Genomic DNA, 21,053 nt, shown 5'->3' on the forward strand with positions numbered 1-21,053 from the left:
CAGACAAAATGCCTAAAAGGGGCGCGGCGTGCGGGGAGTTCACACACACAGCGGTACGCGCCCCGGCCGGGCACGACGGACAGCGCCGCCCGCGTGATGCGGACGGCGCTGGGGGAGCGGAGCGGGACCGGGCGGACTCAGCCGGCGGGGCGGGCACCGGAACCGGTGCCCACGCGTTCCCTGACCGGCAGGTGGTACACGTGGAAGGCCCGGCCGATGACCGGCTGGGCGACGTTGCGGACCTTGACGCCCCCCGTCGTCATCCCGTGCTCGGTGCCCGCGTGCGCGTGCCCGTGCACGGCGAGGTCGGCACCGGCCGTGTCGATCGCCTCGGCCAGCAGATAGCTGCCCAGGAACGGGTAGATCTCCAGCGGCTCCCCGGCCAGCGTCTCCGGAACGGGGGAGTAGTGGGTGAGGGCGACCCGCGCGTCGCAGTCCTCGGCCGCCAGGCGTTCGAGAGCGGTCCGCAGCCCGTCGGCGCACTCGCGCGAGTGCCGCACGAACTCCTTCATCACCGGCTCGCCGAACTCCCCGGCGCTGCGCCCCGGGAAGCCGCCGCCGAACCCCTTGGTGCCGGCCACCCCGACGCGTGCGCCGCCGGTGTCCACCACGGTGCCCTCGCCCTCCAGGACGCGCGCGCCGGCGTCCCGCAGCAGCTCCGAGACCTCGCCGGGGCGGTCGTCGTGGTGGTCGTGGTTGCCGAGCACCGCCACCACCGGGACCCCCAGGCCCCGGATCTCGTCGGCCACCACGCGGGCCTCGTCCGGGGTCCCGTGCCGGGTGAGGTCCCCGGCCAGCAGCAGCACGTCGGCGCACTCGGGCAGGGTGCCGAACGCGGGGCGCAGCAGTCCCCGGCTGTCCGGCCCCAGGTGGATGTCCCCGACGGCGGCGATCCGGATCATGTCAGCTCCTCCGCGTGGTCGGGCGACGAGGCCTCGGCGACCACCAGGTCGCAGTGCACCTCCAGGCCGGCGAGCTCCTCGTGGACGGTGCGCAGCACCTCCTCGCGGCACGGCGCGGACGGCAGGGTGCCGGTGACCAGCACCGTCCCGCCCCGCGCCTCGACCCGCACCCCCAGCTCGCCCGCCTCACCGGCGGCGAGCCGCTCCTGGAGGTGGGCGACCCGGTACTCGGGACTCCGCGACGGGGGAACGCCGCCGCTCGCGGACGCGGCGCCTGGGCTGCTCATGGGGTGCTCCTTTCCGCGGGGTCCGCACGCCCGCGCGTCCGGACCGGGGTCGTCACGGGGCGGCACGGTCCCTCACCCGCCGGGGTGCGGGATCACGTTCAGCCGCTCCAGCAGGTAGAAGAAGGCGGCGGGCATGGGCTCGTCGCCGCAGTCGCGGCGCACCCGGTCCCAGTCGACCTTCTCCCGCAGGGTGCGCGCGATGGGCAGCACCGCGCCGAAGTCGCAGTGGTGCTCGGAGAAGGCGGCCATCAGGCTCCACAGCAGATCGGTCGGTGCCAGGACCGGCATCCGCACCGACTCCACCGGAAGCTCCTCGGCCCGGTCGAGCATCTCGGCCGACACGGGCCGGTGCGCCAGCTCGAAGATGATGTCCACGTCCTGGCCGAAGCACCGGGCCTTCAGCAGCCAGTCCTCCGGCGGGGCGTAGACCGTCAGTCCGGCCTCCCGCAGGGTGGCCGCCACCCGTTCGGCCTCCTCGGGGCGCACGCAGAAATCGACGTCGTGCTGGAGGTTGCCGCTGCCGCCGTGGGCGTACACGGCGACGCTCCCGGCCAGGGCGAACGGGTGCCCCGCCCGCTTGAGGACCGCGCCGACCTGCTTGGCGGCCTCCAGGATGGCCTGGTTGCGGTCGCGCGGCAGGTCCGCCTCCGAGCCGTCGGACGGTGTCGCGCCCACCGGGGCCGGCCCGGACACGTCCGTGGCCAGGCGGAGATCGGGGATGCCCGTCCGGCCCGCGAACGGGGTGTCGTCACCGTTCTCCGTCATCGCCGCTGCACTCCCTTCGTCAGGAACCGGGGGAGCGGCCCGCCGCGCCGCGGCCGGGCCCGCTCCGCCCGTGCTGAGTACCCGGCGCGCCCGCCGCGACACGGACCGGTGCGACGGACGCGCGCCCCGGCACCCAGGCGCCCGCACGCCGGTCCGGCCGGGGCGCGACGGGCCCGCCGCGGTGGCGGGCCGCCGTCCGCCTGGCGACGCTGGAACCGCCCGAGGGCCGGGGGAGTCCGGTCCCGCACCCGTCAGGAGCGCCCATGCACCGGTTGCCGTCCGCCGCCCTCACCGCCCTCGCCCTCACCCTGCTCTGCGCACCCGCCGTGGCGGCCGCCCCCGCCGACGTCAGCGCGCGGGAGTGCATCGCGGGCGGCGGAGTGATCGTCGTCTCGGCCCAGGGGCCCGGGGCGCAGACGTTCACCATGCACTGCTCCGGAGGCGTCCACGACGGGGAGACGGTCGTCTGACGCCGGCCGGCGGGCGTCCCGGACGCCCACGGAGAGCGTGCGGGCCGAACCCGGCCGAATATGGGGTCCTGGGCGGGGAAACCGACTCTGGCCGAGGTGACAGGCGCTCTGGAGGTCGACATGGACCAGGACACATCCGCATCGCGCGGTCTTCCGCAGCCCCTTCGGGCCGTCGTCTCGGGCCTGCGGCACCTGCCGGGTGCCGAGCAGGCCGGGAGGGTCGCCGGCGGCGCGCTCGACCAGGCCGGGAAGGTCGCCGGCGGCGCGCTCGACGCGATCGGCGCGGTGTCGCCCCACGGCCGCCGGGTGGCCGTGTACACGGGGGCCGGCGTGCTCGGCGTCGCCGGGATCGTGGAGTGGCCCGTGGCCGTCACCGGCGCCGCCGTCGCCTGGCTCACCCGGCCCCGGCCCGCCCGCACCGACGGCGCGGCGGCCCCCCGCACGCGGGCGGACGACGCGGAGGGCGCGCAGCCGGGCACCGTGACCGGGCCGCCCGCCGACCCGGGCGCGGACGGCCCCGGCGACCGCCTGGAGTCCGCCCGCCACCGCCCCGCACCTCCGGAGCACCACCCGGCGCACGAACAGCCCGCGAAGGTGGGCGACACCGCGACGGCCTCCGCGCTCAAACAGGTCGCCGAGGCCACCGCGCACCACGACCCGCACCCCACCCGGCAGCGGGCCGACGGCGCCGCCGACGGCAACGGCCGGCACGACGCCTGAGTGAACGGACGGGGATCACCGCAGATGCTCACACGAATCGACGTCGCCCCCCTCGCCGGGGCCGTGGCCGGAGCCGCGGCGGGCGCCGCACGCACCACCGCCCAGGGCGTGACGTCCGTCCACACCACCTCCCGCCGCATCGGCCACGTCGCCCGCAACGCCCTGGCCGGCGGGCGGCACTGGCGCGCGGGCCACCGCCTCCACCTCGCCCTCGACGGAGCCGGGGCCGACGCCGCCCCCCTCGCCCGCAAGGTCGCCGCCGAACTCCTCGCGCACCCGGACGTGCTGACCGCCCACTGGGACGAGGGCCTGTCCCGGCTGGTGGTGACCGCCGTCGAGGACACGGCCGCCGACCGGGTGGCCGAACGGGCCACCGCCCTCGCCGCCCGGTTCGGCCTCGGCGAGGGCACCGCACCCGAACCGGAGGACACCACCCCCCACCCCGGCGACCCCCGCGACGTCCGGATCGCCGCCGCCGCGCTGCTGCTGAACGCGGCCGGCGCCGCCGGAGCCCTCGCCGGCCGGTCCCTGCGCCTGCCCCGTACGCCGAAGACGGTCACGGCCACGGTCACCCTGCTGCGCGAGAACCCCCGCTTCCGGGCGGTGCTGCGCCGCCGGTTCGGCGCCGGCGGCATGGAACTCCTCCTCGCCGCCGCCAACGCGGCCGCGCACGGCGCCGGGCAGTCGCCGGTGTCGCTCGTCCTCGACGGGCTGCTGCGCGCCGGACAGCTCACCGAGGCGACGGCCAGGGCCGCCGCCTTCGAGGCCCTGCACGACGACTACTGCCGGCAGGACCGGCCCGGTCTGCCCGCCCGGGGCGGCGTCCGCCCGCCGCTCAGGGTCACGCCCGCCCAGGAGTACGCGGCCCACGCCGGGACCGGCAGCGTCGCCGGAGCCGCCGCCGCCCTGCTGGTCACCCACGACACCCGGGAGGCCGCCGAGGCCGTCCTCGCCGGGTCCCCGAAGGCCGCCCGCTACGGCCCCGGCGCCTTCAGCGCCGCCCTCGGCACCTTCCTCGCCCGGGACGGGATCCTGGTGCGCGATCCCGAGCGGCTGCGGCAACTGGAGATCGCCGACTCCCTCGTCCTGCACGCCGACGCCCTGCGCGGACGGCCGGACACCGCCGCCGGCTCCCCGGCCGGCGGCCACCGGGCCCACGAGGGGCACCAGGCCCACCAGACACACGAGGCCCACGAGGCCCACGAGGACACGGTCGACCCGTTCGCCGAGGCCGTCCTGGACGCGGCCCGGCGCGCCGGACTGCACGTCGTCGTCACGGGTGGATCCGGACTGAAGGAGATCACCCGCCTGGCCGACGAGGCCGCCCCCGACGACATGCCGTTCGGGGACGTCGTACGGGCCCTGCAGAACGACGGGCGCACCGTCGTCGGCGTCGCCCGGCTCTCCGCGCCCGGCGACGACGACGTGGCCGACGGGCTGCCCGCCGCGGACGTGGCCCTCGCCCTCACCGACGCAGGGGCGTCCGTCCCCTGGGGCGCCGACGCGCTCGTCCCCGGGCTGACCGGGGTGGTGCGGCTGCTCACCGCGATCCCCGCCGCCCGCCGGGTCGGCCGCCGCTCGCAGGCCCTCGCCCGGGCCGGAGCCGCCCTGTCCGGGCTGATGGTGGCCCGCGGCGGCACCCCCGCCGGCCGCGCCTGGCGACTGCTCACCCGGCACGCGCCCGTCAACATCGCCGCCGTGAACGCCCTGTTCGCCGGGGCGCTCGAAGCCGTCCGGGTGGCCCGCGCCACCCCGCCCGAGCCCCGGCTCCACATCCCCTGGCACGCGCTCGAACCCCACGAGGCCCGCGACCGGCTCCGACGCGACGACACCGCGACCGGGCCCCGGGGTGCCGCCCTCCTCGCCGACCGCTCCCGCCGGCAGGCCGTCCGGCTCGCCCGGCACCCCGTGGCCACCCCCGTCCGCTGGACCTGGCAGGCCGCCGGCGCCGTCCGCCGGGAACTCGACGATCCGCTCACCCCCGTCCTCGCCACCGGCGCGGTCGCCTCCGCCCTGCTGGGCTCCCTCGTCGACGCCCTGCTCGTGGTCGGCGCCATGGACCTCAACGCCGTGGCCGGCGGCCTCCAGCGGATGCGCGCCGAACAGGCGCTGGCCCGGCTCGCGTCCCGGCAGCAGCCCAAGGCCCGCCGCCACGACGCCCGCCGCCGCACGGTCACCGTCGACGCCGCCCGGCTGCGCCCCGGCGACCGCATCGACCTCGTCGCCGGCGACGTCGTGCCGGCCGACGCGCGCCTGCTCGAGGAGGAGGGACTGGAGGTCGACGAGTCGTCGCTCACCGGCGAGTCGCTGCCCGTCACCAAGGACGTGGCGCCGACCCCCGGCGCTCCCGTGGCCCGGCGGACCTGCATGGTCTTCGAGGGCACCACCGTGGTGGCCGGACGCGCCACCGCCCTCGTCGTCGACACCGGCGACCGCACCGAGGCCGGCCGCGCCGTCGCCCTGGCCGCGCGCACCCCGCCGCCCGCCGGCGTCCAGGCCCGGCTGCAGGAACTCACCCGCAAGGCGCTGCCGGTCACCCTCACCGGCGGCGCGCTGGTGACGGGGCTGTCCCTGCTGCGCGGCAGCCCGGTGCGGCGCGCCGTCAGCGGCGGTGTCGCGGTCGCCGTCGCCGCCGTCCCGGAGGGGCTGCCGCTGGTGGCCACGGTCGCGCAGATGGCCGCGGCCCGGCGGCTGTCCCGGCGCGGCGTGCTGGTCCGCACCCCGCGCACCCTGGAGGCGCTGGGCCGGGTCGACACCGTCTGCTTCGACAAGACCGGCACCCTCACCGAGAACCGGCTCCGGCTGGTCCGTGCGGCCACCGCCGACGGCACCGTCCGCACCCCGGACGCCGCGGACGCCCTGCCGGTGGTGCGGCTGGCCGCCCGCGCCTGCCCGCAGGAGGAGACGGGGGAGGGCCGCCGCATCGCGCACGCCACCGACGAGGCCGTCCTCGACCTCGCCCCGCCCGACCCCGACTGGACCCCCACCGGGGAGCTGGCCTTCGAGGCCAGCCGCGGCTACGCGGCGGCCGTCGGCCGGGACGGCGACGCGGACACCGGCCAGCTCCTCGTCGTCAAGGGCGCCCCGGAGACCGTCCTGCCCGCCTGCCGGGACCTGCCCGACGCGGCCACCGAGACGGCCCACGCCCTGGCCGGGCAGGGGCTGCGGGTGCTCGCCGTCGCCCGGCGGCCCTGCCGGGGCGAGGACCCCGCCGCCGAACTCGACGCGGACCTGGCCGACCTGGAGTTCGCCGGGCTCGTCGCCCTGGCGGACGTCCCGCGCGACACCTCCGAGGCGCTGCTCGCACAGCTGCGCCGGCTCGGCATCGCCCCCGTGATGCTGACCGGCGACCACCCGGAGACGGCGCGCGCCATCGCGCTGCAGCTGGGCTGGCCGGAGCACACCGGGGTGGTCACCGGTGACGAACTGGTCGCCATGGGACGGCGGGACCGGGTCCGGGCACTGCAGGGCGCCGCGGTCGTCGCCCGCGTCGCCCCCGAGCAGAAGCTGCACGTCGTCGAGGCCCTGCAGCAGGCCGGCCGGGTCGTGGCGATGGCCGGCGACGGCGCCAACGACGCGGCCGCCATCCGCGCCGCGGACGTGGGGGTGGGCATCGAGGCCCGGGGCTCCGCGGCCGCCCGGAACGCCGCCGACCTCGTCGTCACCAACGGCGATCTGTCGCCGCTGGTCGACGCGGTCGCCGAGGGACGCGCGCTGTGGCGCAGCGTCGCGGACGCCGTGAGCATCCTCATCGGCGGCAACGCCGGCGAGGTCGGGTTCAGCGTGCTCGGCACCCTCCTCGCCGGAGCCTCGCCCCTGTCGACCCGTCAGCTGCTGCTGGTCAACCTGCTCACCGACATGTTCCCGGCCATGGCCGTCGCCGTGACCCCCAGCGACGACCCGTCCACCGCCGCGCACGCCGAGACCGGCCCGATGGGCCTGGACGTGCTCGGCGCGCCCCTGCTGCGCGCCATCCGGCGCCGGGGCGTGACCACCTGCCTGGGCGCGGTCACCGCCTACCTCATCGGCCGCCTCACCCCGGGCACCGAGCGCCGGGCGACCACCATGGCGCTGTGCGGGGTCGTCGGCGCCCAGCTCGTGCAGACCCTCTCCGGCCGCCGCCACAGCCGCCTGGTGTGGTTCACCGCGCTGGGCTCCGCCGCGGTCCTGGCCGCGCTGGTCATGACGCCCGGCGTCAGCCACTTCTTCGGCTGCACCCCGCTGGGCCCGGTGGCCTGGGCGGGGGTGGCCCTCGCCATCGCGCTGTCGGCCCTCGCCCCGCGCCTGGAGCGGCTGGCCCCGGTGCGCGCCCTCTACGAGGGCGCGTCGCGCGGTGCCCCGCGGCTGGGCGAGTGGTTCCAGCAGCTCCGCCACCTGCTGCACAGCGGCGTCGCCAGGCCCGTGGCGGCCTGACCCGCGGGACCCGGACCGCGGTCCGGGCCGGATGCCGCGCCGGCGCGGACGCGGAGACCGGCGGGGGAGCGGGCCGGGGCCCTTCGGCCCATGCGCCCGGCGGCCCGGTGGCCCACCCTGGAAGGGTGACACCGTGCCGCCGGACGCGTGGTCCGATCCCTCCGGCGGACCGGCGAGGCGCGGCGTGCGGGACCGTGCGAGGAGGTGACGACCCATGGCGAGGACGCAGGGTGCGTGCCCCCGCAGGGTGTGGTTCTGGCGCTGGCGCAGGAACCCGCTGCGCCGCCGCAGCGACGTGGTCGAGGCGTGGCTGCTGCTGGCCACGCTGGTGTGCGGCCTTGTCCTCGGCGGCGCCGGCGCCCTCGCCGCCGCCCGGGCGGTGGACGTCTCGCTCGCCGAGCGCCGGGCGGACAGCCACGCGGTCGGTGCCGTGCTGACCGAGGACGCGGCCCGCGCGCTGCCCGCGCCGGCGCCCGACGGGAGCGACACCCAGGTCTGGACGAAGGTGCGCTGGACCGCTCCCGACGGCACCGCACGGACCGGCAGGGCACGGGCGGACGCCGACGCGGAGGCGGGCGGCGTCGTCACGGTGTGGACCGACCGGGAGGGCCGGCTCGTCTCCGAGCCGCCCGGCGGCGCCGAGGCGCGCTTCCAGACGGTCATGGCCGGGGCCACGGTGGGGGCCACCGCCGGGGGACTGACGCTGCTCGCCGGGTGGGTGCTGCGGACCCGGTTGCTGCGGCGGCGGACGGCGGAGTGGGAGTCCGCCTGGCGGCTGGTCGAGCCCGCCTGGCGCAAGCGGATGCTGGGCTGACGCCCGCGGCCGGACCGGCGCCCCGTCGGGGGCCGTTCGCCGGTCGCCGGGTGCCTTCCGCACCCGCCCGCCCCCGAGAGTGCCCCCCGCGCCTTCTGACCTGCACAGTTGCAAAATTTAGCAATTGCATACATGCTGTAAGTCGTAGTCCCGTGGCGCTTCGGTGCCCCGCCGGACCGGCACGCCGCCGCACGCGGCCCGGACCGGCCACGGGAACCGCAGCCACCGGGAGAACGGGGAATCGTGTCCGTACCTTTGGCGCGGGCCGGAGTCCTGACCCGGATCACCGCACTGCTGCCCGGCCGCAGCGACCTGGAGCAGATGCGGCGCCGTCCGCGCCGTGACCTGCTCGCCGGCCTGACCGTCGCCGTCGTCGCGCTGCCGCTCGCCCTCGGCTTCGGCGTGTCCTCCGGGCTCGGCGCCGAGGCGGGACTGGCCACCGCCGTCGTCGCCGGAGCCCTTGCCGCCGTGTTCGGCGGCTCCAACCTCCAGGTCTCCGGCCCCACCGGGGCCATGACGGTGGTCCTGGTGCCCATCGTCGCCGACCACGGGCCCTCGGGCGTCCTGACCGTCGGCCTGATGGCGGGGCTGATGCTGGTGGCCCTCGCGCTGCTGCGGGCCGGCGGCAGCATGCGCTACGTGCCCGCCCCCGTGGTGGAGGGCTTCACCCTGGGCATCGCCTGCGTGATCGGCCTCCAGCAGATCCCCAACGCCCTGGGCGTCGACCAGCCGGACGGCGAACGCGTGCTGGGCGTGGCCCTGAGCGCCGTAGAGGACTTCGCGCGCCGCCCCGACTGGACCGCGCCGGCCCTGGCCGTCGCCGTGGCGGCGGTCATGCTGCTCGGGGCCCGCTGGAAGCCGACCGTGCCCTTCTCCATCCTCGCGGTGATCGGGGCCACCCTGCTCACCGGGGCCGCCGGGCTCGACGTGCGGCCCATCGGCGACCTGCCCTCCGGCCTGCCCGCACCCTCGCTCGGCTTCGTCGACACCGCGGCCCTCGGCAGCCTGGTCGCCCCCGCGGTGGCCGTGGCCGCGCTGGCCGCCCTGGAGTCACTGCTGTCCGCGTCCGTCGCCGACGGCATGACCGTGGGCCAGCGCCACGACCCGGACCGCGAACTGTTCGGGCAGGGCATCGCCAACATCGCCTCCCCGCTGTTCGGCGGCGTCCCCGCGACCGGCGCCATCGCCCGTACCGCCGTCAACGTGCGGACCGGCGCCACCTCCCGGCTGGCGTCCCTCGCGCACGCGGCCGTCCTCGCCGTGATCGTCTTCGCGGCGGCCCCGCTGGTGTCCCGGATCCCGCTCGCCGCCCTGGCGGGCGTACTGCTGGCCACCGCCGTGCGCATGGTCGAGGTCGGCTCGCTGCGCGCCATGGCCCGCGCCACCCGCTCCGACGCCCTGATCCTCGTCCTGACCGCGGTGGCGACCCTGGTGCTCGACCTCGTCCTCGCGGTCATCATCGGGCTGGCCGTCGCCGGGGTCCTCGCCCTCAGCGCGGTCGCCCGCCAGGCCCGGCTCGCCCCGCTGCCCCTGGACCGGCAGGGCGACCACACCGACGCGGAGCACGAACTGCTCTCCCAGCACATCGTCGCCTACCGCGTCGACGGCCCCCTGTTCTTCGCCGCCGCGCACCGCTTCCTGCTGGAACTGACCGAACTCGCCGACGTGCGGGTGGTCATCCTGCGCATGTCCCACGTGAGCGTCGTCGACGCCACCGGCGCCCTGGTGCTGAAGGACGTGATGGAGAAACTGGCACGGCGCGGCATCGTCGTCATGGTCTCCGGCATCCGCCCCGCCCACCGACGGGTCCTCGGTTCCGTCGGCGTCCTGGACCTGCTGCGGCACGAGGACGGGGAGTACGCCACCACCCCCGAGGCCATCCGCGCGGCCCGTGACCGCCTCCACCTGACCGGAGTCCTCCCGCCGGCCCGCGCCGCGGACGACCCCGCCCCCGCCACCGGGCCGCCCGGCCCGGGGGCCTCCACCACCGTCACGCCGTCCGCGGCCGTCCGGGAGACCCCATGACGACGACCCTGCCGCCGGCCGCGCTCCCGCACCGGCACGTCCTGACCCTCCCGACCCGGCCGGCCGCCGTCCGGGTCGCCCGTGAGACCGCCGAGGCGGCCCTGGCGGAATGGGGCATCGCCCGGACCCATCCGGCGGTCGACCCCGCGCTGCTCATCCTCGGCGAACTGGTCACCAACAGCGTCCGGCACGCCGCCCCGGTCTCCCCGCAGACCACCGTCGTCTACGCGGCGGGCCCGGACTGCCTCGTCCTCGCCGTGCACGACCGCCACCCCCACCGGCCGAGCCTGCTCGCCCCCGGCCCCGGCGGCCCCGGCACGGGCGGCCTCGCCACGGTCACCGAGCTCACCCACGGCCTCGGCGGCACGGCCGTGGTGCGGGGCGACCCCGACGGCCGGGGCAAGAGCATCTGGATCACCCTCCCGCTGTGACTCCGGGTGAGGAGCGGGTGCGCGAGCGGGGGTCCGGGCCGAGTGACGGCGCGCACGGGGGCAGTTGCTAATGTCGGGAACCGTCGGGGCCGGGAGTCGGCGGACGGATGAGGCGAGGCACTCGGAGCCGGCCGTCGAGGCGGTGCCGCCGCGCCGGGAAGGGAACGGCACGATGACCACGCCGCTGTACCAGCTGAAGGCCGAGTTCTTCAAGACGCTCGGCCATCCCGCCCGCATCCGGGTGCTGGAACTGCTCAGCGAGCGCGAGCACGCGGTCGCCGAGATGCTCCCCGAGGTGCGCATCGAGCCCGCCCACCTCTCCCAGCAGCTCGCGGTGCTGCGCCGGGCGAACCTGGTCGTCGCCCGCAAGGAGGGCTCGACCGTGTACTACTCGCTGACGAGCCCGCACATCGCCGAACTGCTGCGCGTGGCCCGGACCATCCTCTCCGGCGTACTGGCCGGCCAGGCCGAACTGCTCGCCGACCTGCGCGCCTCGCACGACGAGCCGGACCGGCTGCGGTAGCCGGGGCCCGGGCCGGTGACCCGGGCGGCCGCTGCTGGCCGCCGCGCCGGACGCGTGCGCCGACGCCTCGCCCGCCCTCCGGCGGACCCCGGGCGGCGTGCGGACCCCGTCAGCCTCCGGACGGCTCCGGGCCGCGCCGGCAGTGCAGGAAGAGGTGGGGTTCGGGCGCGGCGTCCGGATGGGTCGGCCGGAACATCGCGCTCTGCTCCGACAGCACCGTCAGCCCGGCCTCCCGCACCATCGCCACGACGTCCTGGGGGGAGAAGCTGGTGAGCCGCACCTTCTGGCCCATGAAGACGCCCGCGAAGCCCTCCACGTCCAGTGGCACGGTGGCCAGCACCAGCAGCCCGCCCGGGCGCAGCGCCCGGGTCAGCCGCCGGACCAGCGCGGCCTGCTCGGCGCGGGACATGAGCAGCAGCGTGAAGTACACGCACACCGCATCGAAGGACTCCTCCTCCAGCGGCATCGACGCGACATCGGCGCACCGGAACTCCGCCTGCGGCACCTGGCGGGAGGCCAGCTCCGTCATCACCGGCGACACGTCCACGCCCAGCACCCGGTGCCCCGCCCCGGCCAGCACGGCGGCCGTCGGACGGCCCGTGCCGCTGCCCGCGTCCAGCACCCGGCTGCCCGCCGGGAGCCGCGCCAGCAGCCACTCCAGCGACGCCCGGTGGGCCGGCGAGCCGGCGAACGCCCTCTCGTACTCACCGCCCAGCGCGTCGAACACCACCGCTGCCGGTGACCTGCGATCCTCGTCGGTCAACACGCACCCCGTCTCCGCTTGCCGATGCCGCGCATGCTGCCATCCGCCACCGGCCCTGACAACGGCACACCGCCGCACGGCGCGCCCCGGTCCGGCTTGCGCGGGCGGGGGAGGGCACGGCAGGGTCGGGGCGTGCCCACTCTGCTGATCGTCCACCACACGCCCTCACCCCACTGCCAGGCCATGTTCGAGGCGGTCCTGTCCGGCGCGAGCGCCCCGGAGATCGAGGGCGTACGGGTGGTGCGGCGGGCGGCGCTGTCCGCGACCGCCACCGACGTCCTGGAGGCCGACGGATACCTCTTGGGCACCCCGGCGAACCTCGGCTACATGTCCGGGGCCCTCAAGCACTTCTTCGACCAGATCTACTACCCCTGCCTGGACAGCACCCGGGGGCGGCCCTTCGGTGCCTTCGTGCACGGCGGCAGCGACGTCACCGGGGCGCTGCGCGCCCTCGACACCGTCACCACCGGACTGGGCTGGCGCCGGGCCGCCGAGCCGGTGACGGTCACGGGCGCCCCGGACAAGGCCGACACCGAGCGCTGCTGGGAACTGGGCGCCACACTCGCCGCCGGCCTCACCGGCTGACGTCGGTCCCGCGCCGGGCCGCTCGCGCGCGGACCGCGCGTCAGGTGCCGCCGTGGCGCTGGTGGTCCTCGTCGTCCCAGGCCCGGGTGTCACGCGGCTCGGTGTAGGGCTCCTCCTGCGGCGGATGGCCGCCGGCGATGGCCCGCTGCCGGGCGATCTCCGCGTCGAACTCCAGCCCCAGCAGGATCGCCAGGTTGGTGATCCACAGCCAGATCAGGAAGACGATGACACCGGCCATGGTGCCGTAGGTCTTGTTGTACGAGCCGAAGTTCGCCACGTAGAACGCGAAGCCCGCGGAGGCCACCAGCCAGATCACCAGGGCCAGGAAGCTGCCCGGCGTGATCCAGCGGAACCCCTTGACCTTCGCGTTCGGGGTGGCCCAGTACAACAGCGCGATCATGAAGACCACCAGCAGCACGAGCACCGGCCACTTGGCGATGGACCACACGGTGATCGCCGTGTCCCCGAGCCCGAGGAAGTCGCCCGCCCGGCGCGCCAGTCCGCCGGTGAAGACCACGATCAGCGCGCTGGCCACCGCCAGCACCATCAGCACGACCGTCACCCCGAGCCGAACCGGCAGCACCTTCCAGACCGGCCGGCCCTCCGGGACGTCGTAGACGGCGTTCGCCGCGCGGATGAACGCGGCGACGTAACCGGACGCCGACCACACGGCCAGCAGCAGACCGATGATCGCCACGATCGACCCGGTGCCCGCGGTGCCCTGCAGCTGTTCCACGGCCCGGGTGATGATGTCGCGGGCCGGGCCGGGGGCCAGGTCCTGGACGTTCTCCAGCACCTTGTCCGTGGTCGACTGGCCGGCCAGGCCCAGCAGGGACACCAGGACCAGCAGCGCCGGGAACAGGGCCAGCACGCCGTAGTAGGTCAGCGCGGCGGCCCGGTCGGTGAGCTCGTCGTCCTTGAACTCGCGCAGGCTGCCCTTGAGCGCCGCGCCCCAGGACTGCTTCGGCAGGCCCGTGGGGCTGTCCGGCGCGGCCCGCTCCACGTGCTCGTCGGGGCCCGGCCGTGAGCCGGCCGCCCGCCCCGCGTCGTCGTCCCTGCCGGACCCGGGGCCCGCCGCGGGTTCCGTGCGGGAACCCGGGCGGACGTCGTCGTCCGCGGCCTCGCCCTGGTGCCGGGTGTTCCGCCCCGGTAGATGCAGTTTCATGCAGCCCGGGTAACCATCGCACCGGCGGTTAAGCCGCCCGCGGAAGGCCGACGGGACCGGCCCTTGTGGGAGCGCTCCCATCGGGGCAGGATCACTGACATGACCTCGCATCCCGTGATCCGCCCGTACCGCCCGTCCGACGGCCCCGCCCTCGACGACGTCTGCATCCGCACCGCGCACAACGGTCTCGACAGCCGCCCCCACTACCGGGACCCCGGCATCCTGCCCGCCATCTTCGCGGCCCCCTACGTCCACCTCGAACCGCGTCTGGCGTTCGTGCTGGACGACGGGCGCGGGCAGGCGGTCGGCTACATCCTCGGCACCGCCGACACCCCCCGGTTCGCCGCGGCCTTCCGCACCGACTGGCTGCCCCGGGTCGCCGACCGCTACCCCGAACCGGCCGGGGAGCCCGCCACGCCCGACGAGACGATGGCCCGGCTGCTGCACCACCCGGAGCGGATGGTCGTCCCCGAACTGGCCCCCTACCCCGCCCACCTGCACATCGACCTGCTGCCCGAGTGGCAGGGCCGGGGCCACGGACGGGAGTTGATGCGGGTCTTCCTCAACGCCCTGCGCGAGGCCGGGGTTCCGGCCGTCCACCTCGTGATGTCCACCGCCAACAAGCCCGCGCGGGCCTTCTACGACCGGATGGGCTTCCACGAGATCGAGACCTCGCTCGACGCGACGGTCGCCTGCCTCGGCCGGACGACCGCCGACGCCGTCCGCCGCTGAACCCCGTCCGCTCGCCCGCCGGGCCCGCCCGCCGCCCACGCCCCCTCACCGCGTCGACCTGCTCAAGTGCCCGCCGGGGCAGGGGAGTCGGGAGGGGCGTGAGCGTGCTGTCGGGGCCCGCGGGGGGTGAGAAGCGGCGAAGAATTCGTGCGGCCGTTGAACACCGTGCGGTCCCCCTGCGTATGGGGCGTGGGAATTCCATGCCGACCCCCCGCGACACAAGCGTAGGAGTACTGCCTTGGCACGCAACACACGCAGACGCCCCAAACAGCGCGCGACGCTCGCCGCCTTCGCCCTGATCCTGGGCGGAGGCGGGATGATGGCGGCCAACGTCTACGCTTCCGCGACGGAAGAGGGCGCAGGCGCCGCGCAGGTGTTCGCCGGCGCCACGATCGACTGCCCGGACGTGGCCACCGAACTGACCGATGTTCCCGAAGAGGCCCGGCCGGAGGTGGACAAGGAACTCGCCGCGCTCGACGCGCAGATCGCCGACGCGTACAAGCGGATCGGGGAGTCCGCCGACGCCCTCCGGCAGGACCCGAACTTCGCCCAGAACGCGATCGCGGGCCCTCTCACGGACAAGCGGTCCGCGACCCTCGCCCGCATCGCCACCGCCATCGGCCGGGTCGGTGACCGGCCCGAGGGCCTCGACGAGCTCGCCGCCTGCGCGGTGCGCGAATCGGGCAACGCCCAGCCGGACGCCGGCCAGGAGGACGGCGGAAACGACGACCAGGGCGAGCAGGGCGGCGACGCCGGCGACGGCCAGGACCAGCAGGGCGAGGAACAGGGCCAGGACGGCCAGGGCCAGGAGGGCCAGGACGGACAGGACGGCCAGCAGGGCGGGAACGGCGGCCAGGCCGGCAACGGTCCGGTGGCCGGCGACTACGTCGACATCAAGAGCGTCGAGCCCAACGTCTCCAAGCCGAAGCCGTCCGCGAACGCCTCCCGCGGCACCTTCGTCAGCGAGTGCGGCGTCAACGCCAACGGACTGTTCAACTCGGACAACGTGATCGCGGCGCCCGGTGTCGCCAACGGCGCCCACCACTTCCACGACTACATCGGCAACCAGGCCACCAACGCCTTCTCCAGCGACGACGACCTGGCGCGCGCCGAGACCAGCTGCGCCGACCAGGGCGACAAGTCGTCGTACTACTGGCCGGTGCTGCGTCTGCAGAACGGCGTCGAGGAGCGCGACGCGAACTCCCCGGGCGGCGGCATCGAGGGCAACGTCGGTGAGATCGTCACGCCCAAGGAGGTCACCCTGACCTTCGAGGGCAACCCGCAGGGCGAGGTCACCGCGATGCCGCGGTTCCTGCGCATCATCACCGGTGACGCCAAGTCGTTCGTCAACGGCCCCGCCAACGCCAACGCCTCCTGGAGCTGCACGGGCTTCGAGGACCGGCAGCTGACGGACAAGTACCCGCTGTGCCCCGAGGGCAGTGACGTGGTGCGCACCTTCGACTTCCAGAGCTGCTGGGACGGCCGGAACACCGACAGCGCCAACCACCGCACGCACATGGCGTTCGTGGACGAGCAGGGCAACTGCCCGTCCGGCTTCCAGCCCGTGCCGCAGCTGGTGCAGCGCATCGTCTACGACGTCGACGCGCCGAGCCTGGACGACGGCGGCAAGACGGTCCCGCTGTTCGCGGTGGACTCCTTCCCGGAGCAGCTGCACAAGCCGATCACGGACCACGGCGACTTCATCAACGTCTTCGACGAGGACCTGATGAAGGAGGTCGTCGACTGCATCAACGAGGGCCGTACCTGCGGTGCCGGCGGCAACGGCGGCGGTGACAACGGCGGTGACAACGGCAACGGTGGCGGCGGCGACGGCAACGGCGGCGGCGACAACGGGGCCGGCAACCCGGGCCAGGGCGGCGACCAGGACAACGGTGGCGACCAGGACAACGGTGGCGACCAGGGCAACGGTGGCGACCAGGGCAAGGGCGACGACGGCAAGCAGGACGACGGCAAGCAGGACGACGGCAAGGGCGGCGACCAGGGCGACGGCGGCCAGGAGCCGTCCGAGGCCCCGGCCACGCAGGAGCCGGCGGACAAGGGCGCCGAGAAGCCCGCGCAGCCGAACGTGAAGGCGTCGTCCCCCGCCGACGACGGCCAGGACGCGGACGCCGGGAAGGACGCCGGCGAGGACGGCAAGGACGACGGCAAGGACGACGGCGGTCAGAAGGCCCAGGCCGCCCAGGTGCCCGGCACCCTCCCGGAGGTCGAGAAGACGACGCAGGCCCAGGGCGGCAGCCTGGCCGAGACCGGCGCGCAGCTCTGGCCGGCCGCGGTGGGCGGAGTGCTGGTGATCTTCGGCTTCTTCGTCCTGCGGAGCGTGAGGCGCAACGCCTGACCTCCTCCCGCAGGTGCACGGCGGCAGGGCCCTCGCGGCCCTGCCGCTTCGTGCCGTCCGGGGCCCGGTCCGTCGCGGCCCTCCGGTGCCCGGCCGGGCGAGGCCGGTCAGGACGGTGCACGCTCCGGTGCTGCCGTGCCCTCGCCCTCCGCGTCGATGTGCGGCATGATCCGGTCGAGCCACCGCGGCGTCCACCAGGCGTGCCGGCCCAGCAGGGTCATCACGGCCGGAACCAGCAGCAGGCGCACCACGGTGGCGTCGATGAGCACGCTCACGGCCAGCCCCAGGCCCAGCATCTTGACCACGATGTTGTCGCTGACGATGAACGCCGCGAACACGCTCACCATGATCAGCGCCGCGCAGGTGATGACCCGGGCGGTGATCTCCAGCGCGTGCGCGACGGAGGCCTTGGCGTCGCCGGTGCGCTGCCACGCCTCGTGGACGCGGGACAGCAGGAAGATCTCGTAGTCCATGCTGAGGCCGAAGATGATCGCGAACATCATCATCGGCACGTAGCTCTCGATCGGCACCGTGCCGGACACCCCGAGCGCCGGACCGCCCCACCCCCACTGGAAGACGGCGACGAGGACGCCGTAGGAGGCGGTGATGGACAGGACGTTGAGGACGGCCGCCTTCACGGCCACGAGCAGGCCCCGGAACACGGCGAGGATGATCAGGAAGGCGAGGGCCACCACGACGCCGATGATCAGCGGCAGTCTCTCCGCGACCACGTCGCGGAAGTCGACCTGCGCCGCGGTGGTGCCCGTGACGTAGGTCGTGGCGTCGGTGCCTCGCACGGCCTGCGGCAGCGTGTCGTGCACCAGCCGGTTGGTGAGGTCGGTGGTGGTGGCGCTCTGCGGCGACGCGGCCGAGTACACGGTCCCGACCAGGACGTCACCGTCCTGGGTCGGCGTCAGCGGGGTGACCGCGGCGGCGTCGGCGACCCCGTCCAGGGTCTTCTGGGCCTGCGAGGCGAGTCCGGAGCGGTCGGAGGAGGGGACCGAGCTCTGGTCGATGACGACGGTGAGCGGGCCGTTGGACCCGGGGCCGAACGCGTCGGTCATCAGGTCGTAGGCGCGGCGGTCGGTGTCGGAGGCCGGATCCGCCCCGTCCCCGATGTGGCCGAGCTGCATGGAGAACACCGGAATGGCCAGCACGGCGATGGTGACCAGGCCGGCGGCCAGGAACTGCCACGGTCTGCGCTCGACCCGCAGGGCGTACCGGTGCCAGGTGCCCTGTGGCGCGGCCCCGGGCTCCGCGTCGGTCTCCGCCACCGGCCGGCGCACCCGGTAGCGGTCGATGCGGGTGCCGATCAGACCCAGCAGCGCGGGCACCAGGGTGAGCGCCCCGGCGACCGCGGAGACCACGGTGACCGCGGCGGCGAGCCCCAGTTTGGCGATGAACGAGACGCCCGACGCGGACAGCCCGGCGAGCGCGACGATCACCGTGCAGCCGGAGACGAGCACCGCCCGGCCACTGGTGGCGTTGGCCTGACCGGCGGCCCGTGCCGGGTCCATGCCGTCCATCAGGTTCTGCCGGTGCCGCGTGATCAGGAACAGCGCGTAGTCGATGCCGACCCCGATGCCGATCATCGTGGCCAGCGTGGGGGAGACGGTGGCGAAGGTGAACGCCGCGGCCAGCAGCCCGAGGATCGCGAGACCGCCCACCACACCGAGGAGGGCCGTCAGCAGGGGGATCCCGGCCGCGATCACGCTGCCGAAGCCCACCAGCAGCACGACGATCGCGACGGCGAAGCCGATGAGTTCGCTCATCCGGTCGTCGGGAGCGGGCCGGGCCAGCTCGCCGAGCGGCCCGCCGTACTCCACCTCCGCGCCCGCCTGCCGCAGCGGCTCGACGGCGTCGTCCACGCCGTCGAGGTAGTCGTCCCCGAGGGTCGACGGCTGGACGTCGAAGCGGACCGTGATGTACCCGGTCCGGGCGTCCGTGGACAGCGGGCCGACGTCCGGCTGTTGCTGCCGGCCGGAGTCGGAGGACGATCCGGTGGACAGCGGGTTCTGCGCCGACAGGACGTGCGGCAGCTTCTCCAGCTCTTCGATCGTGGTGGACATCTGCGGGCCGAGGGCGGTCAGTTGCTGCTGCTCGTCGTGCAGCACGATCTGACTGCTGTAGCCGCCGGCCTGCGGGTCGTGCCGCTGCAGGACCTCGACGCCCTTCTGCGACTGCGCGTCGGGCAGAGTGAAGTTGTCGGAGTAGGTGCCGCCGACCGTCCGGCTGAGGACCTGCAGGGCCACCAGGGCCACCAGCCAGGCCACGATCACGATCACGAAGTGCCGGGCGCACCACTCGCCCAGCCGCCGCAGCACCCCCGCCCTTCCCGGCCTGCCCGCGTCCCCCGGCTCCCCCGCCTCCCGCTGCCCGCCCGCCGTCGCAGGCCGCCCCGCCCCCGTCCCGTCGTCCCGTCCGGAAGGCATGGGTGACCCCCTCGGCCCGGCCGAGCCGTTCTCGGCCCTCTTCCCATTACAGGCGGGCGGTCCCGGCCCGGCATCTCGGGCACGGCCGCGGGCGGCCGGCCCGGCGGCACCCCGATGCGTCCCCCGGTGCCCGGCCGTGGGGGGCGTCCTTGCTCCGGATGCCGCACCACGACGGGCCGCCGCGTGCCTCCCGCGGTGAGGCTGGGGCCTGCCGTTCCGTTCGCACCCGGGAGATCCGATGGCCGTCCGCCCCCTGTCCGCCCGCCCCGCCCGTCTCCGCGGCCGCCTGCGGGCGTCCGCCGTCGTGGCGGTCTGCGTCGCGGCCCTGTGCCCCGGCGTCGCCGACGCGGCCTCCCCGGCCGAACCGCACGACGGCCGCCGGCTCCGGCAGCAGATCGAGGAGTTCGTGCGCAGCCCCGGCGGACCTCCCGGCGTCATCGCCGTGCTCCGGCGCGACGGCGCGTCCCGCGTGGTGCGCGCGGGGGTCGCGGACCTGGAGACCGGCCGTCCTCCCCGGGTCGACGACCACATGCGGATCGCCAGCACCGCCAAGGCGTTCAGCGGCGCGGTGGCGCTCGCCCTGGTGGACCGGGGCGCGCTCCGCCTGGACGACACCCTGCGCGAGCGGCTGCCCCGGCTGCCCGCCGCCTGGGGCGCCGTGACGCTGCGGCAGCTGCTCGGCCACACCAGCGGTCTGCCCGACTACACCGAGGACCCCGCGTTCCTGTCCCTCCTCGCCGACGACCCCCGGCACCGCTTCGACTCCCGCCGGCTGCTCGACTTCGTCGCCGGCGAGCCCCTGCGGTTCCGCCCCGGCAGCCGGTACCGGTACTCCAACTCCGACAACATCGCCGTCGCGCTCATGGCGGAGGCGGCCACCGGAACCCGCTACGAACGGCTGCTGCGCGACCTCGTGTACCGGCCGCTGGGGCTGCGCCGCACCAGCCTCCCGCAGGGGTACCGGCTGCCCGAGCCGTACCTGCACGGATACGAGGTCACCCCGCCCCCGCCCGAGGACGTCAGCGAGCTGCTCAGCGCTTCCGGCGTCTGGGCGTCCGGCGGCATCGTCTCCACCCCGGCCGACATGACGCGGTTCGTCCGCGGCTACACGGGCGGCGCCCTGTTCGGCCGGGCGGTGACCCGGGAACAGCGGCGCTGGCGCGAGGGCGCCTCCGAACCGGCCGGGCCGGGGCGCAACAAGGCCGGTCTGGGCATCTTCCGGTACGAGACACGGTGCGGCGTCGTGCTGGGCCACACCGGCAACTTCCCGGGCTACACCCAGCTCATCGCGGCCACCCCGGACGGCCGCCGGTCACTGACGTTCTCCGTCACCACCCAGATCAACCGCGACCTCGCACCGGACCGGCTGGAGCGGCTGCGCGCGATCCAGGAGGACTTCGTCTGCGACCTGCTGCGCGACGGCCGGTAGGACCGTGCGGCGTGCGCGCGCCGTGCCGGACGGGGCGGGGGCACCACGCCGCTGCCGCTGTCGCTGCCGCGCACCGTGGCCCCCCGCCGCGGCCCCCGCCGCGGCCCCCGCCCCGGCGACGACGCGACGAGATGCCGCCATGCCGCCATGCCGACGTGCCGACGTGACGACTGACCGACGTGACGAATCGCCGGTGCGACGACCCGATGACCATGTCCACGAAGCGGCGTGACCACATGAC

Annotated in this window: 17 protein-coding genes; 11 read left to right on the forward strand and 6 right to left on the reverse strand. The window is 75.6% G+C overall.

Going from position 1 to position 21,053, the window contains the following annotated elements:
- Positions 1 to 137: 137 nt before the first annotated feature.
- The 3 genes from ACSU53_RS29015 to ACSU53_RS29025 form a co-directional block, all read right to left on the reverse strand.
- Positions 138 to 902: a metallophosphoesterase family protein gene (locus ACSU53_RS29015; RefSeq protein WP_437032524.1), complete on the reverse strand. Its 765-nt coding sequence runs from the start codon at positions 900 to 902 to the stop codon at positions 138 to 140.
- On the reverse strand, positions 899 to 1,189 hold the full coding sequence (locus ACSU53_RS29020) for a hypothetical protein (RefSeq protein ID WP_437032526.1): 291 nt from the start codon (positions 1,187 to 1,189) through the stop codon (positions 899 to 901). Before ACSU53_RS29020 ends, ACSU53_RS29015 begins: the two co-directional genes overlap by 4 nt.
- A gap of 72 nt (positions 1,190 to 1,261) precedes the next feature.
- A complete protein-coding gene (locus tag ACSU53_RS29025) occupies positions 1,262 to 1,954 on the reverse strand; it encodes a nucleotidyltransferase family protein (RefSeq protein ID WP_437032528.1) in 693 nt (230 codons plus the stop codon).
- Between the two features lie 263 nt (positions 1,955 to 2,217).
- Here ACSU53_RS29025 and ACSU53_RS29030 point away from each other — a divergent pair, with 263 nt between their 5' ends.
- The 7 genes from ACSU53_RS29030 to ACSU53_RS29060 all read left to right on the forward strand — a co-directional run bounded on the left by ACSU53_RS29030 (position 2,218) and on the right by ACSU53_RS29060 (position 11,350).
- Complete coding sequence (locus ACSU53_RS29030) at positions 2,218 to 2,424, forward strand: hypothetical protein (protein WP_437032530.1); 207 nt, start codon at positions 2,218 to 2,220, stop codon at positions 2,422 to 2,424.
- A 96-nt stretch (positions 2,425 to 2,520) separates the two neighbouring features.
- Positions 2,521 to 3,144: a hypothetical protein gene (locus tag ACSU53_RS29035; protein WP_437032532.1), complete on the forward strand. Its 624-nt coding sequence runs from the start codon at positions 2,521 to 2,523 to the stop codon at positions 3,142 to 3,144.
- 24 nt (positions 3,145 to 3,168) lie between these two features.
- Positions 3,169 to 7,557: an HAD-IC family P-type ATPase gene (locus ACSU53_RS29040; RefSeq protein ID WP_437032534.1), complete on the forward strand. Its 4,389-nt coding sequence runs from the start codon at positions 3,169 to 3,171 to the stop codon at positions 7,555 to 7,557.
- 214 nt (positions 7,558 to 7,771) lie between these two features.
- Complete coding sequence (locus tag ACSU53_RS29045) at positions 7,772 to 8,371, forward strand: Rv1733c family protein (RefSeq protein WP_437032536.1); 600 nt, start codon at positions 7,772 to 7,774, stop codon at positions 8,369 to 8,371.
- A gap of 243 nt (positions 8,372 to 8,614) precedes the next feature.
- Positions 8,615 to 10,396, forward strand: a complete 1,782-nt coding sequence (locus tag ACSU53_RS29050) for a SulP family inorganic anion transporter (protein WP_437032539.1) — start codon at positions 8,615 to 8,617, stop codon at positions 10,394 to 10,396.
- A complete protein-coding gene (locus tag ACSU53_RS29055; protein WP_437032541.1) occupies positions 10,393 to 10,827 on the forward strand; it encodes an ATP-binding protein in 435 nt (144 codons plus the stop codon). Before ACSU53_RS29050 ends, ACSU53_RS29055 begins: the two co-directional genes overlap by 4 nt.
- Positions 10,828 to 10,999: 172 nt before the next feature.
- Positions 11,000 to 11,350, forward strand: coding sequence for an ArsR/SmtB family transcription factor (locus ACSU53_RS29060; RefSeq protein WP_437032544.1), 351 nt, complete (start codon positions 11,000 to 11,002; stop codon positions 11,348 to 11,350).
- A 109-nt stretch (positions 11,351 to 11,459) separates the two neighbouring features.
- On the opposite strand, the gene ACSU53_RS29065 is transcribed toward ACSU53_RS29060, so the two are convergent.
- Positions 11,460 to 12,113: a class I SAM-dependent methyltransferase gene (locus ACSU53_RS29065; protein ID WP_437032546.1), complete on the reverse strand. Its 654-nt coding sequence runs from the start codon at positions 12,111 to 12,113 to the stop codon at positions 11,460 to 11,462.
- Positions 12,114 to 12,245: 132 nt separating this feature from the next.
- On the opposite strand from ACSU53_RS29065, the gene ACSU53_RS29070 reads away from it, so the two are divergent.
- A complete protein-coding gene (locus tag ACSU53_RS29070) occupies positions 12,246 to 12,698 on the forward strand; it encodes a flavodoxin family protein (protein WP_437032548.1) in 453 nt (150 codons plus the stop codon).
- 40 nt (positions 12,699 to 12,738) lie between these two features.
- Here the strand turns inward: ACSU53_RS29070 and ACSU53_RS29075 are convergent, their stop codons facing one another.
- Positions 12,739 to 13,863 (reverse strand): YhjD/YihY/BrkB family envelope integrity protein, encoded by a 1,125-nt coding sequence (locus tag ACSU53_RS29075; RefSeq protein WP_437032550.1) that lies wholly within the window; start codon positions 13,861 to 13,863, stop codon positions 12,739 to 12,741.
- 99 nt (positions 13,864 to 13,962) lie between these two features.
- Here ACSU53_RS29075 and ACSU53_RS29080 point away from each other — a divergent pair, with 99 nt between their 5' ends.
- Together ACSU53_RS29080 and ACSU53_RS29085 are read left to right on the forward strand one after the other, a co-directional pair.
- The gene (locus tag ACSU53_RS29080) at positions 13,963 to 14,595 is read left to right on the forward strand and encodes a GNAT family N-acetyltransferase (protein WP_437032552.1); all 633 of its coding nucleotides are present in this window, start codon (positions 13,963 to 13,965) and stop codon (positions 14,593 to 14,595) included.
- Positions 14,596 to 14,914: 319 nt separating this feature from the next.
- A complete protein-coding gene (locus ACSU53_RS29085) occupies positions 14,915 to 16,951 on the forward strand; it encodes a DUF1996 domain-containing protein (protein ID WP_437033471.1) in 2,037 nt (678 codons plus the stop codon).
- Between the two features lie 107 nt (positions 16,952 to 17,058).
- On the opposite strand, the gene ACSU53_RS29090 is transcribed toward ACSU53_RS29085, so the two are convergent.
- Positions 17,059 to 19,383, reverse strand: a complete 2,325-nt coding sequence (locus ACSU53_RS29090) for an MMPL family transporter (protein ID WP_437032554.1) — start codon at positions 19,381 to 19,383, stop codon at positions 17,059 to 17,061.
- A 238-nt stretch (positions 19,384 to 19,621) separates the two neighbouring features.
- Here ACSU53_RS29090 and ACSU53_RS29095 point away from each other — a divergent pair, with 238 nt between their 5' ends.
- A complete protein-coding gene (locus tag ACSU53_RS29095) occupies positions 19,622 to 20,812 on the forward strand; it encodes a serine hydrolase domain-containing protein (protein WP_437032556.1) in 1,191 nt (396 codons plus the stop codon).
- Positions 20,813 to 21,053 lie beyond the last annotated feature (241 nt).

Origin of the sequence: Streptomyces sp. enrichment culture, assembly GCF_964273255.1 — a bacterium.
Taxonomy (GTDB): domain Bacteria; phylum Actinomycetota; class Actinomycetes; order Streptomycetales; family Streptomycetaceae; genus Streptomyces.

Bases quoted from the DNA above. Each gene is read 5' to 3' on its own strand.
- ACSU53_RS29015 (WP_437032524.1), bottom strand. From the start codon at position 902: ATGATCCGGATCGCCGCCGTCGGGGACATCCACCTGGGGCCGGACAGC.
- ACSU53_RS29020 (WP_437032526.1), bottom strand. From the start codon at position 1,189: ATGAGCAGCCCAGGCGCCGCGTCCGCGAGCGGCGGCGTTCCCCCGTCG.
- ACSU53_RS29025 (WP_437032528.1), bottom strand. From the start codon at position 1,954: ATGACGGAGAACGGTGACGACACCCCGTTCGCGGGCCGGACGGGCATC.
- ACSU53_RS29030 (WP_437032530.1), top strand. From the start codon at position 2,218: ATGCACCGGTTGCCGTCCGCCGCCCTCACCGCCCTCGCCCTCACCCTG.
- ACSU53_RS29040 (WP_437032534.1), top strand. From the start codon at position 3,169: ATGCTCACACGAATCGACGTCGCCCCCCTCGCCGGGGCCGTGGCCGGA.
- ACSU53_RS29045 (WP_437032536.1), top strand. From the start codon at position 7,772: ATGGCGAGGACGCAGGGTGCGTGCCCCCGCAGGGTGTGGTTCTGGCGC.
- ACSU53_RS29055 (WP_437032541.1), top strand. From the start codon at position 10,393: ATGACGACGACCCTGCCGCCGGCCGCGCTCCCGCACCGGCACGTCCTG.
- ACSU53_RS29060 (WP_437032544.1), top strand. From the start codon at position 11,000: ATGACCACGCCGCTGTACCAGCTGAAGGCCGAGTTCTTCAAGACGCTC.
- ACSU53_RS29075 (WP_437032550.1), bottom strand. From the start codon at position 13,863: ATGAAACTGCATCTACCGGGGCGGAACACCCGGCACCAGGGCGAGGCC.
- ACSU53_RS29080 (WP_437032552.1), top strand. From the start codon at position 13,963: ATGACCTCGCATCCCGTGATCCGCCCGTACCGCCCGTCCGACGGCCCC.
- ACSU53_RS29085 (WP_437033471.1), top strand. From the start codon at position 14,915: ATGGCGGCCAACGTCTACGCTTCCGCGACGGAAGAGGGCGCAGGCGCC.
- ACSU53_RS29090 (WP_437032554.1), bottom strand. From the start codon at position 19,383: ATGCCTTCCGGACGGGACGACGGGACGGGGGCGGGGCGGCCTGCGACG.
- ACSU53_RS29095 (WP_437032556.1), top strand. From the start codon at position 19,622: ATGGCCGTCCGCCCCCTGTCCGCCCGCCCCGCCCGTCTCCGCGGCCGC.